Below are 15870 nucleotides of genomic sequence, written 5' to 3'. Positions count from 1 at the left end.
GGCTGCAACGATCCGGTCAAGTTGCTCGCGGTGGTATATCCAGCTATATATACGAGAACATATCGTCGTATACATGAAGACGATGATCGATCTGGATGACGAGGCCCTGGCGCTGGCCGCGAAGGAGTTGGGAACGGTGACGAAGAAGGACACCGTGAACGCCGCCCTCGAGTTCGTGGCCAGACGACGCGAACGCATCGAGGCACTGCTCGACGACCCGTACGCGCTCGGCGTCGGACCGGACATCGACGACCCGGACATCATGCGCGGGGCGCGCCGTTGAGCACGGTCTCCGCAGTAGGAAAGTTGTACCTGGTCGACACCTCTGCGCAGGCCCGGTCGAAGCATCCCTCCGTCCGGTCGGTCATCGCCGGGTTGATCGTCGACCGAGCGGCGGCGACCTGCGTCACCGTCGATCTCGAAGCCGGCTACTCGGGGCGTGATCTGTCCGGAGTGAAGGCGATTGCCGAGCGAAGGCGGTCGTTGTACGTCAACCTGCCCATCACCGAATCCATCGCCGAGCGTGCCCGTGAGGTGCAAGTGCGGATGGCCGCTCGCGGCCATCATCGAGCCGCTGGGGTGATCGATCTGCTCACCGCCGCGGTAGCCGAGCAGCATGGAGCCATCGTCCTGCACTACGACGCCGACTTCGAACACATCTCCGACCTCACCGGCCAACCTCAACTCTGGGTGTCCCCTCGGGGAACGTTGGACTGACCCGCTCCGCCGTCGTTGTCGTATGCTGACCGGCATGTTCTGCTTCTGTGACTAGGGATCGCTCCTGCGCGGGGTTTGCGCGGTTGAGGCCGAATTCGTGGTGCGGCGTCCGGTGGGGCGTCGTCGATCTCCAGGAGTGTTCTCTTGTCCGGCACAGTTCGTGCCGGGAGCTACCGTGATGTGCTGTTGTTGCCGTTGGCGCTGCGCACGTTCGTGCCGGCGCTGCTCGGCCGGTTGTCGTACGGTCTGCTCCCGCTGTCGTTGCTTTTCACCGTCCAGCAGTCCACCAACTCCTTCGCCACGGCGGGTGCCGCCGTCGCGATCTTCGGGCTCGCGTCGCTGTCCATGCCCTACAAGGCGCGGCTCGTCGACCGCTTCAGCCAGCGCCGGGTACTCCCGCCCCTCGCCGTCGGCTGTTCCGCCGCTCTGCTTGTCATTGCGAGTACGACGAGCAACCTCGTACTCGTGGCTGCGGCAGGACTGCTCGCACCTCCGCTGGGACCGTCGATGCGGTCCAACTGGCGACTCCTCACCGACGGATCGGCCCTGAAAGAAAGGGCCTATGCGTTGGATGCGGTCAGCGAGGAATGCCTCTTCCTCGGCGGTCCGTTGCTCGCCGGTGCGCTGATCAGTGTGGCGTCCGCGCCCGCCGCGCTCGGCTGCTCCGCGGGCCTGATGATCGTCGGCACCTTCGCCATGGTGACCAGTCCGGTCACGCGACACACCACTGTGGCACCAGCGACGCGCCATCCGCTGGGACCGCTGGTCATCCCGGGCCTGCGACGGATTCTGGTCGTCATCATGGTCACGGCGTCCGGGGTCAGCCTCGCCTACCTCTGCGTGGCCGGAGTCGCTCAGCGCGCGGGCCGTCCCGGCGCGGCGGGGTACGTCGAGGCCGCGATCGGGCTCGGCAGTGTCACCGGTGGGCTGCTGTGGGCTCGTCGCAGCCACACCCGCTCGTGGTCGACTCACCTCGGCGGACTGATCGCCGTACTGGCTGCCGGTCTGCTCGCGGCCTCGTTCGCGACCAATCTGCTCGTGCTCGGAGTTGTGATGGGTGCGGCCGGTGTCGCCGTGGCGCCGCTCTTCGTGGTGTCCTACCTGGCTGCGGACAACGTCACTCCGCCGCACCAGCGCACCGAGGCCAGCACGTGGATCAACACCGCCAACAACCTCGGCTCGTCGGGCGGCTCCGCGGTGGCCGGGCTGCTGATCCAGCGGACCACGCCGTCGCACGGATTCCTCGCGGGCGGCGTACTGCTTGCCCTCGTCGCTGCGATCGTGTGGGTTTCAGGCGTCCGACAGGCGGGCGATGGTGGCTGAGGCTCGGCGGACGATCGGGACGGGACCTTCGGGAAGGACGTCGCCGATGAAGGTGTAGTGCCGGAGGATGTCGGGATCGACGCCGCCGGGCCGGTGGCGGCTGTGGTCGCGGACCCAGTCGATGATGTCGCCCCAGCCGGGGGCCGCGAGCGAGCCACCGAAGTGCTGGACGGACAGTCCGGCGCAGAGATTGCCGAAGGCGAGTCGGTGCGCGAGCGGCCAGCCACGGAGCGTCCCGAGGACGAGCGAGGCGAGGAAGACGTCGCCGGCGCCGGTCGGGTCGTAGGAACGGACCGGCAGGGCCGGCACCTGCTCTTCTTCGCCGGTCGCGGAGTCGATCGCGAGTACGCCGTCCGCGCCGTTGGTGACGACCGCCAGCGGGACACGCTCGGCCAGCTTGTGCAGCGCGGCCTTCGGCGTGTCGGTGCGGGTGTAGGCCATCGCTTCGGTCGCGTTCGGCGTGAAGGCGTGAAAGCCCTCGAGTACGTCGAGCACCGCGGGCGACCACTCGTCGGTCGGGTCCCAGCCGACGTCGCCGAACAGCAGGGTGCCGGACTGCATCGCCTCGATGGTCCAGTCGGGCAGTTCGTCGGCGACCGGGACGATCGCCGAGCGGGTGTTCAGGCCGGGACCGACCAGTTTGCTCGGATCGCCGGGGGCCTCGTGGGCGTGGGTGACCATGGCCCGGTCCCGGTCGATCGACATCGACACCGTCACCGGGGAGTGCCAGTGGCCGATCCGGCGGGAGTGGGACAGGTCCACCCCCTCCTGGTCGGCCAGGGTCCGCCAGCAGAAGTCGGCGTACACGTCGTCGCCGAAGACCGCGGCCAGGCCGCTCTTCAGGCCGAGCCGCGCGGCCGCGATGGCGAAGTTCGCGACGCCGCCGGGGCACGATCCCATCCCCTCGGCGAAGATCTCGGTCCCGGTGGTCGGCGCGGACTCCAGACCGGTCATGACGATGTCGAGGAACACAGTCCCCTGCACGAACACGTCGTAGGCGTCGGACTCGTCCATCACGATGACACTGCTCCTTGTCATGCTGTTCTGTCGGTGGCCGGTGGAATGCTCCTTCGTAGCATCATCGACCGGTCAGCACCACGGAATTGGGAGGCTGGATGAGTGCCAGGGTGTGTCCGTGATTCCGACGTGGATCGCGGTGGTGGGTGTCATCATGGCCGCCCTCAGTCCGTTGCTCGTCCTCGGTGGCGTCGCGCTGGGTTCGTACATGGTCCGCAAGTCGGATCGCGAGCTGAACACCTGGCGGCATCGCGAGGAGACCATGCGAATGGTCCGGTGGGCGGTCGAGCAGATCCTCGAGGGCACGGACGCGGGGACGGACGCGGGCGTGGTCACGCTGCGTTCGCTGATGCGTTCCGAGCTGTTACAACCCGAGGACTACGAGCTGGTCGCCGCGCTGACCGGCTCCGTCGCGATCGACCGGGTCGGCCTGGCCGCGTACGCTGATATTGCGGATGCGGACATCGAGGTCGTCGAGGGAGACGGTGAGCATGGCTGAGAAGAGGACCGTGAAGGTCTCGCGTCAGCTCGTCGAGTTGGCCCGGTTGCACGTCGAGGCAGCCCGCCGCGCCGGCCGCAAACCCGAGCCGGGCGTCGCCCGCATCGCCGACGCCCGCCCTGACAACGGGAACGGGGAGTCCCCGGCTACCGCCTGATCCGAGGCGTCAGCCCGCCGTACGTCGTGCACCGTCTATCGGACGCGCGCGTACGGACCGGCCCGTCAGGTCGGCGGCACGCCGTGGAGCACCTACACTGATCGACGGCCGCTCCGGTGGCGTACGGTGCACAACGTGGTTACCGTCGCGTCGCTCCCTGTTCCCGACCACGGCCGGATGATCCCGTGATCCGCTTCGAGAATGTGTCCAAGACGTACGAGGGCCAGTCCAAGGCCGCTCTGCTGAACGTCAACGTCGAGATCGAGAAGGGCGAGTTCGTCTTCCTGGTCGGCACCTCCGGGTCCGGCAAGTCGACGTTCCTTCGCCTGGTCCTGCGTGAGCACCGGACGACCAAGGGTCACATCATGGTCGCCGGCAAGGATCTGAACCGGCTGGCCAGCTGGCGGATCCCGCAGATGCGGCGGCAGATCGGAACCGTGTTCCAGGACTTCCGGCTGCTGCCGAACAAGACCGTCGCGGAGAACGTGGCGTTCGCGCTGCAGGTGATCGGCAAGCCCCGTTCGCACATCCGCAAGACGGTGCCCGAGGTGCTGGAGCTGGTCGGCCTGGACGGCAAGGAGGACCGGATGCCGGACGAGCTGTCCGGCGGCGAGCAGCAGCGGGTGGCGATCGCCCGCGCGTTCGTGAACCGGCCGATGATCCTGATCGCCGACGAGCCGACCGGAAACCTCGACCCGGGGACGTCGGTCGGCATCATGAAGCTGCTGGACCGGATCAACCGGACCGGAACGACCGTCGTGATGGCCACTCACGACGTGTCGATCGTCGACCAGATGCGCAAGCGCGTGATCGAGCTGGAGAACGGTCATGTCGTCCGCGACGAGTCGCGCGGCGTCTACGGCTACCAGCACTGAGACGGCTGCCTGTCACCGGGCTGACACAGGGACTGACTGAAGAATGCGCTTGAACTACATCCTCTCCGACCTCGGCATCGGGCTGAAGCGGAACCTCTCGATGACGATCGCGGTCGTCGTCACCATCTGGGTCTCGCTGTCGCTGTTCGGCAGCGCGCTGCTCGCCCGCGAGCAGGTCGACCTGATGAAGGGGAACTGGTACGACAAGATCCAGATCTCGGTCTTCTTGTGCACCAAGGACTCCGGCGGCCGCGGCTGCACCGGCGCCGAGGTGACGCAGGAGCAGAAGAACCGGATCCAGCAGGTGATCTCGGCGAACCCGGACACCGCGCCCGACGGGGTGTTCTCGGAGTCGAAGAAGGAAGCGTTCGACTCGTTCAAGAAGCTGTACAAGGACTCGCCGATCGTCAGCACGGTCACCGAGGACCAGATGCAGGAGTCCTTCCGGGTCAAACTGCGCGATCCACAGCGCTATCAGAACCTGGTCAGCGCGGTCGCCGGCCTGCCCGGCGTCGACACGGTCCAGGACCTGCGCCAGTACCTCGATCCGTTGTTCAAGGCACTCAACGGGTTGCAAGTCGGCGCGCTGGTCGCCGCGGGGCTGCTGCTGGTCGCCGCGCTGATGCAGATCTCGAACACGATCCGATTGGCGGCGTACGCGCGGAGACGGGAGATCGGCATCATGCGCCTGGTGGGCGCGTCGAACTTCTATATCCAGCTGCCGTTCCTGCTCGAGGCGGTGCTGGCGGCCCTGATCGGCGCGGTCCTTGCCTGCGGTACCTTGTGGGTCGGCGTCTACTTCGTGGTGATGCAGCGGGCCCAGGAGACCTTCCGGGTCTGGCAGTGGGTCGGCGCGAGCGAAACCTTCCGGGCCACGCTGATCATGGTCGTGGTCGGCCTGATCCTGGCCGTGGTCCCGACATTCCTGACAACGCGGAAATACCTCAAAGTCTGACCCGGGTGACTTATCGTGCAGTATCAGGAGTCACAGCAGTAACTCCTGTACCGCACGACAACTTCATCCAGAGCAAGGGGTCGACCTGTGGTCCCGCACTTCCCCGGTGCGAACCCGCGTCCGCGGGGGAGCATCAAGCGAGACGACAGCACCGGCACCTCCGCACCGCCGTACCCGCGATCACGCACCGGACCGCGGGGCCGGCCGACGGTGGTCGCCGCTTGCTGCCTTGTCCTGTCCCTGTCCGCCGGAGTCCTGGCGGCGGTCCCGTCTGCCCAGGCGGACCCGCCCGATCCAGCCGCCAAGAAGAAACAACTCGACTCGCAGATCAACCAGCAGAAGGCTGATCTCGCCGAGGCGTCCGACCAGCTCGGCAAGTCCGTGGCCGCCTACAACCAGGCGGAGGTGAAGTACCAGGCCGTCCAGGTCCGGTACGCCGCCGCCCAGGGCAAACTGGCCGCCGCGAAGGCCGCCGATGTGGTTGCCGCGAGCAAGCTCGCGAGCGCCGAAGAAGCCTTGCGTACGGCGATCTCCGATGTCGCGGCGGGTGAGCAGTTGATCACGGAGAAGCGGGCGGTGGCCGGGCGGGCGGTGCGATCGGCATACCAGCAGCAGAACAGCCTGGTCGGGCTGTCGATCGCGCTGCGTGGCGCGGCGCCGGCCGACATCGCCACCGGGATGCAGGTGCAGCGAAACGTGTTCGGCATCCAGGGCAACGCGATCACGAACCTGAACAACGCGCAGGCGCAGCTCGCGAGCAAACGGGCCAAGGTGGCGGTGGCCGAGAAGGCCGCCGCGGCGGCGCGGGCCGAGGCCGCCCAGACGGTCCAGCAGGTCACCGAGCTGACCCAGCAGGTCGCCGCCGACAAGGCCGAGGCCGCCGCGGTCGCTCAGGTCAAGCTGGTCGCCTTCAAGGCCGCCGAGAAGGAGAAGAACTCCGAACTGGCGCAGTACAACTCACTGCTGCGCGAGCGGACCCGGGTCCAGCAGGTCCTGATCGCCCGGGCTCGCGCCGAGAAGGCGGCCGCCGCCCGCCGCAAGGCGGCCCGGGAGAAGGCCGAGCGGGAGCGGGCGCGCAAGGAGCACCGGGCGCCGCGCAACGTACCGGACGAGCCGTCCGACAACGGTGGGCGGTTGAGCAAGCCGATCGACACCTACATCACGTCGCCGTTCGGAATGCGTTTCCACCCGATCCTGCACTACTGGAAGCTGCACGACGGCACCGACTTCGGCGCCGGCTGCGGTACGCCGATCCGCGCGGCCGCCAGCGGGGTCGTCACGGACAAGTACTACAACGGTGGTTACGGGAACCGGCTGTTCGTCTCACACGGGGTGATCGACGGCTCCTCCATCACCACCGTCTACAACCACCTGTCGAAGTACAGGGCCCACGTCGGCGAGCGCGTCTCCCGCGGCGAGATCATCGGGTACGTCGGCACCACGGGGTACTCCACCGGCTGCCACCTGCATTTCATGGTCTACCAGGACGGCAACGTGGTTAATCCGATGAAGTGGCTCTGACCAGAGTGAGATACTGGTCGGATGGTGAAACAGACCGGCCAGCAGAAGCCGATCGCGCAGAACCGGAAGGCGCGACACGACTACCACATCGAGGACGTGGTGGAGGCCGGGCTGGTGCTGACGGGGACCGAGGTCAAGTCCCTGCGGCAGGGCCGGGCCTCCCTCGTCGACGCGTTCGCCGCGGTCCGGGGGAACGAGCTCTGGCTCCAGGGGATGCACATCCCCGAGTACAAGCACGGGACGTGGACCAACCACGAGCCGCGCCGGACCCGCAAGCTGCTGCTGCACAAGGACGAGGTGCAGAAGCTGATCAAGGCCGTCGAGCAGCAGGGTGTTTCGTTGATCCCGCTGTCGCTGTACTTCAAGGACGGCTACGCGAAGGTCGAACTCGCCACCGGGCGCGGCAAGAAGGACTACGACAAGCGGCACGCCCTGGCCGAGCGCCAGGCCGACCGCGAGGCCCGGCGCGCCCTGTCGGAGCGGACCCGCGGCCGCTGATCCGGTTGCGGTGACCGGCTGTACCCGAGTGCTGCCTGGGGTCCGGTCAGGGGTGCCTGGGGGCTGAACCCGATGGGGCGAGCGGCGTCCGGCGCGCAGAGTGGAGGCATGAGCACTTCAGACCTGCTGGTGACGCCGGCCCAACGGGACCGCGCAGTCGAGATCCTGAAAGAGATGTACGCCGACGGCCGGCTGGACCACTTCGAGTTCGACACCCGGCTCGAGTTGGCGCTGAAGGCCCGCACCCGAGCCGAGCTGAACAGCACGTTCGACGGACTCGTCTCCCGGCCGGTCCCGACGTACGCACCCGCCGCCTTCACCCGGCCGGCGCAGCTCCAGCGGTACGACTCGAGCGGCCGTGGGATGGGGACGCTGGCGCACTGGCTCGGGTACCCGACGTTCTTCGTCGGGCCGGCGATCGTGGTCGCCACGACGGGTCAGAAGAACCCGGCGGTGCGTAAGCATGCGGTCGAGGCGTTGAACTTCCAGCTGAGCGCGTTCGGAGCGTTCGTGCTGCTGGGCATCGCGACCGGCATGACCCACGGGTTCCTGGGATTCCTGTTCCCGCTGCTCGGCATCCTGTGGTTCGTCCTCACGGGGATCGGCGGGCTCGCCACCGCGGTCGGCACGAACTTCCGCTACCCGTTCACGCTGCGGCTGATCAAGTAGCTCGTCTCTTACGCTTGGCGGCATGGCTGTTCCTGTCGCGGCGCGCTGGGAGGTCGCCGGGTTCCTGGGGTTGACCGGCGCCACGGGGCTGATCGATGCGGTGAGCTATCTGTCGCTCGGGCACACGTTCGTGGCGAACATGACGGGGAACGTCGTGTTCCTGGGGTTCGCGGTGGTGCCGGAGACAGGGTTTCGCTTCGGGCCGCCGGTGGCGGCGGTGCTCGGGTTCGTGCTCGGGTCACTGGGCGGCGGGCGGGCGGCTCGTGTGCTGGATGGACGGCCCCGCGAGTGGCTGGGGACTGCTTTCGGCGTGCAGGCGGTGGTGCTGTGGGTGTGCGCGCTGCTGGTGGGTGTCGGCGTACTGCGGGAGACGGGCGGAACGTCGTACGTGCTGATCGTGGCGCTGGCGGCCTGTTTCGGATTGCAGAACGCGACGGTGCGGCATGTGGCGCCGCGGGATCTGACCACGACTGTGCTGACGTTGACCCTGACCGGGCTGGCGGCGGACAGCGTGCTGGGCACCGGTCGCTCGGCCAAGCCGCACCGTCGGCTGGGCTCCATCGCGGCCATGCTCGTGGGTGCGGCGATCGGGGCGTTGCTGCTCCAGCAGACCGTCTCTGGTGTCATCGCTCTGGCCGGCGCTGTGGTTGCCGCCGCGGCGCTCATCTTCCTGTTCGCGCCCGCCCCGGCCCCGGATCCGGCCGCCTGAGGGCTGCCGCCGGGAATGTGAGGTGCGGGCGGTCTGTTGGACTTGGTAGTGTGGATCTTCCACCACCCTTCGGGGCTGGTGGGAGTTTGACAACTCAACAGGGGGTGAACGGTTTCGACTTTGGACGTTAGTTCCAAGGGAAGCGGGCCGAGGATCCAGGGTTATCTCGTTAACGATCTCTGGAAACCAATAAGTGCCAATAACACGCGCACTAACTTCGCTCTCGCCGCCTGACGGCCTGAGGTAAACGAAGGGTCAGCCCGGGGATGCTTCCGACCCGGTTCCTGGCCTCAGCTAGGAAGCTTGCTGTGCTAGCCCGGTCACGGGGTTAGTACGGGACATTTACAGTGACTGGGCCTGTCAGCGACGTGTCTGTGAGAGCGCTGGGGCCGAGAAAATCGCCTAACAGACTGCGCCCGGAGAAGTCTTGGAGCAACGCTGAAGGACGCGGGTTCGATTCCCGCCACCTCCACCCCTTGAGAAGTGCCTGGTCAGAGCAACATCGACCAGGCACTTCGTCGTTCCGCGACCGCCGACGCTGCTGGCGGGCGGATACTCACATCCCCATCGGTCGGGTTCACTCAGGGGACGGCGATCGAGGCTGCGGGGCGCACGCCTGCACGGCGGCCTCGATGGTGCCATGGATATGCTCGGCGCCGATCTCACTGGTCAGGCCCGTCTGGTCGAGCTGCTCGCGTAGTTCGTCGGTCGGGTGTGCGACCTCGAACGTGATGTTGCGGCTGTGCAGTCCCGTCCGGACCTCGCGGATCGCCCCGACCGCGCTGGCGTCGATCCCGCTGATCATGGTGGCGTCCAGGATCAGGTGGCCGACGGGCTTGGGTGCGCCGTCGACGGCCGCCCACACCCGGCGTTTGAAGAAGTGGGCGTTGGCGAAGAAGAGCCGTTCCTGGATCCGGTAGACGACCACTCCGGGGGTGATGCCCGCATCGGGGTGGGTGCCGACGTCGGCGTACCGCTGCTCGGCTTCTGAGTAGCCAAGCACGGCGTCGCCCGGGATGGCGGTGCGGCGGATCACGTCGACGATGGACAGCACCACGGCGACCGCGATCGCCGGCAGCACGCCGATGGCGACCACGACCACAGTGGTGATCGCAGCGATGCCAACCTCGGTGCGGCTGCTCCTGGCCAGGTCACGCCACTGGGCCGGGTCGATGAGTTTCAGCGACGCGTAGACGATCACGGCGCCGAGCACCGCGGAGGGCAGATAGCGAATGGGGGCAGTGAGGAACAGGAGGATCAGCAGGATGGTGCCGAAGGCGAAGAGGCCACTGATCTGACTGGTGGCCTTCATCGAGTCGTTGACGGCCGTGCGGGATCCGCTGGTGCCGACCGGCATGCCGTGCGTGAAGCCGGCCGCGACGTCCGCCGCGCTGAAGGAGAGCAACTCCTGGTCTGCGTCGATGGTCTCGCCGTGTCGAGCTGCGAAGGATCGAGCGGTCAGGATCGAGTCCGAGAAGCTCACCAGGAAGATCGCCGCGGCCGGCAGGGCCAGGGAGAGCCACTCCGAGCTGGTGACGTGCGGCCGGTCGAACGACGGCAGTCCGGCCGGGATCGAGCCGGTGACGGAGACACCCTGCGCCTCCAGGTCGAACAGCCAGGACACCACGATGCCCAGGACGACCACGACCAGGGCTCCGGGCCAGCGCGGAAGGAAACGGCCGAGCAGGATCAGGACGACAAAGGCGCCAGCCGCCACGGCCACGGTCGCCAGGTTCACATGGCCGATGTGTGCGACGTTGTCGATCGCTGCCCGGATGGCACCGCTGTACGTGCTGGACAGGCCCGTCAGCTTCTCCAATTGACCGAGGATCATCAGCACCGCCACGCCGGTGATGTAGCCGACCAGCACCGACTGCGAGAAGTAGTCGGCGACCCAGCCCAGGCGCAGCAGCCGAGCGATGAGGAAGATGGCGCCGACGGCGATGGCCAGGGCGGCTGCCAACGTGGTGTACTCCGCCGAGCCCGCGGCGGCGAGCGGCGCGAGGGCACTGGCGACCAGCAGGGCCACGGCACCTTCCGGACCGATCACGACGCGTAGGCCCGACCCGAGCAGCGCGTAGGCCAGCACGGGCAGCAGCAGGGTATACAGGCCGGCGGTGACGGGAAGCCCGGCGAGCTCGGAGTATGCCATCGACGCGGGGAGGGCAAGGGCGGCGACCGTCAGCCCCGCCAGCGCATCGACCCGGAGCTTGTCCCGTGAGTAGCTCTTCAGCGAGTCGACCAACGGGACGTAGCGGCGCGTCCACGGTGGCTTGGTCGACGAGGCGAACGGGGAACGCCCCTCGTAGGCACTCTGGTAGGGGACGAGGACGACCTTCGCAGGCTCACCGCTCGAGCCCTCTGCTTCGACCATCGGCATCCCGCTTCCTCAACGGACCGGTCACGTCCTTCGATCAGGCTCACAGTCGGCCGGTAACCCCGTCATCACCCCTACCGGCTGACTTCACCTGGGCGACTTCGGTGACCAGCCCCACCGAAGTGCGTTCCGCGTTCGCCCGATTCCTCGTGACTTTCCGTCGGGCGCACACGAACGCACAGCCATCCCGGCCGAGATCGGCAGTGAATATGTCCGTTCTGGGCAGATATCGCGCTGCGGGTGGGTTATGCCAGAGAGGTGACAGGGGTGTGACAGTGGGGGCGGGGATGGTGGGGAAACGGACGAGGGAGGCTCGGGGTGCGGAGACGTGAGTGGCGGCGGGGCGTTGTGGTGGCTGGGGATGGGGCGGCGATCGGGGTTCTGAGCTTGGGGGCTGGGCCTGGGATCGTCGTGGTTCCGGGGAACAATCGGCGGGCTCATCACTACGAGGGCCTGGCTCGAGGGCTCGCTGGGGCCCACGAAGTGCACGTTGTCGAGCGGCGTGGCCGTGGGGTGAGTGGGGCGCAAGGAGCGTCGTACGGCGTGGAGACTGAGGTCGACGACGTCCTGGCGGTGCTGGAGCAGACCGGTGCGCGAATGGTGTTCGGGCACAGCTACGGCGGGTTGGTCGCGTTGCATGTGGGACTGCAACGGCCCTTGGACGCGCTGGTTGCTTACGAGCCGGCGGTGAGTATCGTGGGGTCGTTCGACGCGAGCTGGCTGACCACGTTCACGCAGCAGCTCGACGGGGGACATCCGACCGCGGCGATGGCGACGTTCCTCAAGGGCACGGATCTGCTGCCGTACAAGGCGACCTCATTGCTCTGGGCAATCGCATTCCTGATGCTGCACGGGTCCGGCGGGCGCGAGACGCGGGACCTGATGCCGACGACACCGGCCGAGATCGGGGAGATCGTGCGCCTCGACTCCGATGGCAGCAGGTACGCCGGGATCGCGTCGCGGACTCTTCTCCTCGGTGGTGAGAAGTCGCCCGCGTACCTGACCGGCATCCTCCCGCGTCTCGCCGCGATCATCCCGAGCGCCGAGTACGCCGTACTGCCTGGTCTCGACCACAACGCGCCCGACGAGAACGCCCCGGATGATGTGGCGCAGCAGATCCGCCGTCTGATCGTCCGCGCGGAGCGGCCGCATGTGGAGCACGGGGCGCCGATGGCCTTCCGGCAGGCGCGGATCCATCGGGATTGACGATGGATCAGGTGGGGTGGACATTCTCTGTGTGAGCACGGCCGAAGAGGACGCCCAGGCGTTCGCTGATCTGTTCCGCGAGACGTACCTGCGGTTTCACCGGCGGGACGGCAAGCGGAATGAGTTGTCCGGCGCGAGCCGGGCCGTCCTGCAGCACCTTTCGCAGACAGGGCCGTTGACCGTCGGAGACATCGCGCTGCATCTGGATCGTGCGCAGTCCGTCGTCAGCGACATCGTGACACAGCTCGAGTCCAAGGGTGTCCTGGAACGCGAGCGCGATCCGCAGGACCGGCGCCGCACGCTGGTGTGGCTGTCGCCCGAGGGATTCGCCGTCCTGCGAGCCGATCGCGACGTGCTCAGTGTCGCCGCGCTGGCCGAGGCGTTCGCCGTACTGCCATCCGGCGAGCGCGACGTGCTGCTCACCACCTTGTCCCATCTCGTGCGATCGAACGGAGCCGAGCGATGACCATGACCAGCACGTGCGAGAGTTGCAGCATGCCGATCGAGAGCGGCCGGTACTGCGCGTACTGCGTCGATGCCGACGGCAACCTTCAGGATTTCGAGACCCGATTCGCGTCGATGGTGTCCTGGCAGCAGCGCCGCAACCCGGACGACCCGCGCGAGAAGATCGAGGCCGACACCCTCGCCTACATGGCGACGATGCCGGCCTGGCGCGACCACCCTCGCCTGGCTGACCACTGAGCTCAGCGGTAGGGGCGGAAGGTACGGCGTAGGTCGTCCGTCCACTCGCCTGGGAGCTCCCACGGGATGAAGTGACCTCCCTGCGGGTGGGCGGTGAGGTTGACATGGTTGTACCAAGCCGCGCGATCGCTGCTGAGGAAGTTCTGGATGCGCTCTTCCGGCGTGTTGACGCCGGGCGGGTTCTCGTAGCCGACGAAGGTGATGCCGGTGGGGGCCTCGATCGCCGGAGTGCGGTCGTGCGACGGCGTCCAGGGGTAGCGGTTGTTGTTGGCGTAGGTGCGGATCGAGGTGTCGATCGCGTTGCCCGCCCAGTAGATCGTGGCGTGAGTGAGCAGGTCGTCGTCGCTGAACGCCTTGTCGCCCTCGGACCAACTGAGCCAGCGCTCGAGGATCCATGCGAGCATGCCGGCCGGTGAGTCGGCGAGGCCGAACCCGAGCGTGCTCGGATCGAGCACATGAGTCGCGAGGTGGGCGGCGAAGCGGCGCTCGAATTCGACAATCCGATGGTGGACAATCGGCGGCAGGTTGGGTGGGATCGGGTTGCCGCCGCTCAGATCCCAGCCGCGATCGCCGTTGAAGAACGTGAGCTTCAGCCCTGAACCGATGTGGATCCCGTAGAGCTCATCGGCGTACTTGTGCCCGAGTTGCCCGGTCACCAACGCGCCGACATCGCACCCGCCGGCGGCGTACCGCTCGAAGCCGAGCACTCCGGTCATCAGCTCGTGCCAGACGTCGGCGATCTTCCAGAAGTTCATGTCCGGCTGGTTCGTCAGCGGCGTAGAGAACCCGAACCCGGGCAGCGACGGCACGATCACGTCGAACGCGTCGGCCGGATCGCCGCCGTACGACGCCGGGTCCGCGAGCGGATCGATCACCTTCGACCAGTGCCAGAACGTCCACGGCCAGCCGTGACTCAGGATCAGCGGGATCGGCCGCGGCCCGATGCCGGCCTTGCGCATCAAGTGCACGGGTACGCCGCCGACGTCGACGCGGTAGTGCTCGTACGCGTTGATCGCCCGCTCCGCCGCACGCCAGTCGAACCCGTCGGCCCAGTACTCGACCAGGGCCTGCAGTTGGGTACGGCGTACGCCGTAGAAGCCGTCGTCGTTCCCGACGTCGAGCGGCCACTTGGTCGCGGTGAGCCGGCGGCGCAGGTCGTCGAGGACCTCGTCGGGGACATGGATCGGTGTGGGCTCCAGGGGAAAGCCGGTCATGGTTGCTCCTCAGCGGCGATCTCGGTCAGCCGGGTCAGTACGTGGACGGAGCCCGCGAGTACGGCGCGCTCCTCGGGGGTGAGCTGGTCGACGAGGCGGGTGAGCTTCGCGACCCGGTTCGCATGGCGGGAGCGGACGATCTGCCGGCCCGATCGCGTCAGCGACAGCAGCATCGCCCGTCCGTCGCTCGGATCGGGGCGGCGTCGCAGCAGTCCGTCCTGCACCAGCTTCGCGACCAGGCTGGTCAGGGCGGGCTGCTTGAGCTGCTCGGTCGCCAGCAGATCGGTCAGTCGCAGCGGGCCTTTGCGCGACAGCGTGTGCAGCACCGACAACGTCGAGAAGTTGAACCTCCGCACCGACGGCAACCGGATGAAGATCGTGTTGAAGTCCTCGATCACCGTGGTCAGCCGATCCACATCCAACCCGTCCGCCATGGCTCGAACTATATCAATCTTCGATATAAGCCGGTCGTCAGGCGTCGATGGGGTGCCAGGTGGAGTGACCGTTCCGGGTTTCGACGTGGCCGAAGGGGACGTCGGCGAAGTGGATGCCGAAGCCGAGGGTGTCCGGCTGGGACAGTTCCTTGATCAGGCGGTGGCGGTGTGCGGTGGAGAGGGTGCGGTCGTGGTCGGGCGCGGCCCACCATTCCGGGTGGGCGATCTGGATCGGCGAGTGCAGTGCGTCGCCGAACGCGATCAGGCGCCGGCCGGCCGCTTCGACGACGTACGCCGCATGGCCGATCGTGTGACCGCCGGTCAGCTGGACGCGGACGCCGGGGAAGATCTCGTTGCCGTCGGCCACAGTTCGCACCCGGGAGCGCAGTACGTCGAGGATCTCGCGGCTCGTGCCTTCGGCCTCGGCCAGTTCGCGATTCGACCATTCGGGCTCCGTGAGCAGGTAGTCGGCATGGGCGAACGCCGGTTTGTCGCTGCCCGGTGCCGGGTGCCAGGCCCAGCCGAGGTGGTCGACGTGCAGGTGGGTGAAGGCGACCGCCTCGATGTCCTCCGGCTTGCGGCCTAGCGCGGCGAGATTGTCCAGCAGTGCGCCGCCGCGAATCACGCCGATCGGGTTGCCGGGGGTGGCCGGCCAGGCATCCGGTCCGAAGCCGGCGTCGATGAGCAGCGCGCGTTCGCCGTACTCGATCAGCAGGCCGCCGAGGCTGCCGGCCAGGTGGCCAGTGTCATCGACGTACTCGGGATGTCGGGCCCAGATCTCCTCGGTCGTCTCCGGGAACCAGCCGTGCGGGACGAGTTGGACGGCGCCGTCCGGCACGTAACTGACCTGGATCGGGCCGAGGTCGACGGAGCGGAGGCGGGCCGGGCGGCGGAGGCGTTCGCCGGGTGCTGCGGTCATCGTGCGCCCTTCGTCGAAAGTGGATCGGACGCCGATGACGATAAAACGTCTGACTTGAAAGATTCAAGCTACAAATAT

General features: G+C 67.5%; 19 protein-coding genes and 1 other RNA gene. 15 read left to right on the top strand and 5 right to left on the bottom strand.

All coding sequences use genetic code 11. From position 1 onward, the window contains the following. Positions 1–73: 73 nt before the first annotated feature. The 3 genes from OG876_RS04485 (at position 74) to OG876_RS04475 (ending at position 2040) form a co-directional block, all read left to right on the top strand. The gene (locus OG876_RS04485) at positions 74–283 is read left to right on the top strand and encodes a type II toxin-antitoxin system VapB family antitoxin (protein WP_328523467.1); all 210 of its coding nucleotides are present in this window, start codon (positions 74–76) and stop codon (positions 281–283) included. After that, positions 280–717 (top strand): PIN domain-containing protein, encoded by a 438-nt coding sequence (locus tag OG876_RS04480; protein ID WP_328523466.1) that lies wholly within the window; start codon positions 280–282, stop codon positions 715–717. The genes OG876_RS04485 and OG876_RS04480 overlap by 4 nt, the downstream gene beginning before the upstream one ends. Before the next feature lie 144 nt (positions 718–861). Continuing rightward, positions 862–2040 carry an MFS transporter gene (locus OG876_RS04475; RefSeq protein WP_328523465.1) on the top strand — a complete coding sequence of 393 codons (1179 nt, stop codon included), beginning with the start codon at positions 862–864 and terminating at the stop codon, positions 2038–2040. On the opposite strand, the gene OG876_RS04470 is transcribed toward OG876_RS04475, so the two are convergent. Then, on the bottom strand, positions 2008–3078 hold the full coding sequence (locus OG876_RS04470; RefSeq protein ID WP_328523464.1) for a carbohydrate kinase family protein: 1071 nt from the start codon (positions 3076–3078) through the stop codon (positions 2008–2010). The genes OG876_RS04475 and OG876_RS04470 overlap by 33 nt on opposite strands. A gap of 97 nt (positions 3079–3175) precedes the next feature. On the opposite strand from OG876_RS04470, the gene OG876_RS04465 reads away from it, so the two are divergent. The 9 genes from OG876_RS04465 (at position 3176) to ssrA (ending at position 9415) form a co-directional block, all read left to right on the top strand. Next, entirely contained in the window at positions 3176–3556 is a 381-nt protein-coding gene (locus OG876_RS04465) for a hypothetical protein (RefSeq protein ID WP_328523463.1), read from the top strand. Then, positions 3549–3713, top strand: a complete 165-nt coding sequence (locus OG876_RS04460; RefSeq protein WP_328523462.1) for a hypothetical protein — start codon at positions 3549–3551, stop codon at positions 3711–3713. The genes OG876_RS04465 and OG876_RS04460 overlap by 8 nt, the downstream gene beginning before the upstream one ends. 185 nt (positions 3714–3898) lie before the next feature. Further along, complete coding sequence (gene ftsE / locus OG876_RS04455; RefSeq protein ID WP_328523461.1) at positions 3899–4588, top strand: cell division ATP-binding protein FtsE; 690 nt, start codon at positions 3899–3901, stop codon at positions 4586–4588. A gap of 43 nt (positions 4589–4631) precedes the next feature. Next, positions 4632–5543 (top strand): permease-like cell division protein FtsX, encoded by a 912-nt coding sequence (gene ftsX, locus OG876_RS04450; RefSeq protein WP_328523460.1) that lies wholly within the window; start codon positions 4632–4634, stop codon positions 5541–5543. An 87-nt stretch (positions 5544–5630) separates the two neighbouring features. Beyond that, the gene (locus OG876_RS04445; RefSeq protein WP_328523459.1) at positions 5631–7064 is read left to right on the top strand and encodes a M23 family metallopeptidase; all 1434 of its coding nucleotides are present in this window, start codon (positions 5631–5633) and stop codon (positions 7062–7064) included. Positions 7065–7085: 21 nt separating this feature from the next. Further along, positions 7086–7562 (top strand): SsrA-binding protein SmpB, encoded by a 477-nt coding sequence (gene smpB / locus OG876_RS04440; protein WP_328523458.1) that lies wholly within the window; start codon positions 7086–7088, stop codon positions 7560–7562. Positions 7563–7670: 108 nt separating this feature from the next. Beyond that, a complete protein-coding gene (locus OG876_RS04435; RefSeq protein ID WP_328523457.1) occupies positions 7671–8231 on the top strand; it encodes a DUF1707 and DUF4870 domain-containing protein in 561 nt (186 codons plus the stop codon). Between the two features lie 22 nt (positions 8232–8253). After that, positions 8254–8940 (top strand): YoaK family protein, encoded by a 687-nt coding sequence (locus tag OG876_RS04430; protein ID WP_328523456.1) that lies wholly within the window; start codon positions 8254–8256, stop codon positions 8938–8940. 100 nt (positions 8941–9040) lie between these two features. Beyond that, positions 9041–9415, top strand: a transfer-messenger RNA (tmRNA) gene (gene ssrA, locus OG876_RS04425). 102 nt (positions 9416–9517) lie between these two features. Here ssrA and OG876_RS04420 read toward each other — a convergent pair. Then, entirely contained in the window at positions 9518–11320 is a 1803-nt protein-coding gene (locus OG876_RS04420; RefSeq protein ID WP_328523455.1) for a SulP family inorganic anion transporter, read from the bottom strand. 315 nt (positions 11321–11635) lie between these two features. Between OG876_RS04420 and OG876_RS04415 the strand changes: the two genes are divergently transcribed. The 3 genes from OG876_RS04415 to OG876_RS04405 are packed head-to-tail and all read left to right on the top strand — an operon-like array spanning position 11636 to position 13225. Beyond that, positions 11636–12523, top strand: coding sequence for an alpha/beta fold hydrolase (locus OG876_RS04415; protein WP_328523454.1), 888 nt, complete (start codon positions 11636–11638; stop codon positions 12521–12523). Positions 12524–12554: 31 nt separating this feature from the next. Continuing rightward, positions 12555–12989 (top strand): MarR family winged helix-turn-helix transcriptional regulator, encoded by a 435-nt coding sequence (locus OG876_RS04410; RefSeq protein ID WP_328523453.1) that lies wholly within the window; start codon positions 12555–12557, stop codon positions 12987–12989. A 29-nt stretch (positions 12990–13018) separates the two neighbouring features. Continuing rightward, a complete protein-coding gene (locus OG876_RS04405; protein ID WP_328523452.1) occupies positions 13019–13225 on the top strand; it encodes a hypothetical protein in 207 nt (68 codons plus the stop codon). 2 nt (positions 13226–13227) lie between these two features. Here the strand turns inward: OG876_RS04405 and OG876_RS04400 are convergent, their stop codons facing one another. Genes OG876_RS04400 through OG876_RS04390 form a run of 3 tightly spaced genes read right to left on the bottom strand, consistent with a single transcriptional unit; the run spans position 13228 to position 15792 of the window. After that, the gene (locus tag OG876_RS04400; RefSeq protein WP_328523451.1) at positions 13228–14439 is read right to left on the bottom strand and encodes an epoxide hydrolase family protein; all 1212 of its coding nucleotides are present in this window, start codon (positions 14437–14439) and stop codon (positions 13228–13230) included. Beyond that, the gene (locus OG876_RS04395) at positions 14436–14873 is read right to left on the bottom strand and encodes a MarR family transcriptional regulator (RefSeq protein ID WP_328523450.1); all 438 of its coding nucleotides are present in this window, start codon (positions 14871–14873) and stop codon (positions 14436–14438) included. The genes OG876_RS04400 and OG876_RS04395 overlap by 4 nt, the downstream gene beginning before the upstream one ends. A gap of 37 nt (positions 14874–14910) precedes the next feature. Then, positions 14911–15792: an MBL fold metallo-hydrolase gene (locus tag OG876_RS04390; protein ID WP_328523449.1), complete on the bottom strand. Its 882-nt coding sequence runs from the start codon at positions 15790–15792 to the stop codon at positions 14911–14913. Positions 15793–15870 lie beyond the last annotated feature (78 nt).

It is taken from the genome of Kribbella sp. NBC_00359, assembly GCF_036097425.1.
In the GTDB taxonomy this organism is placed as follows: domain Bacteria; phylum Actinomycetota; class Actinomycetes; order Propionibacteriales; family Kribbellaceae; genus Kribbella.
This window is presented reverse-complemented; position numbering and strand designations above follow the sequence as displayed.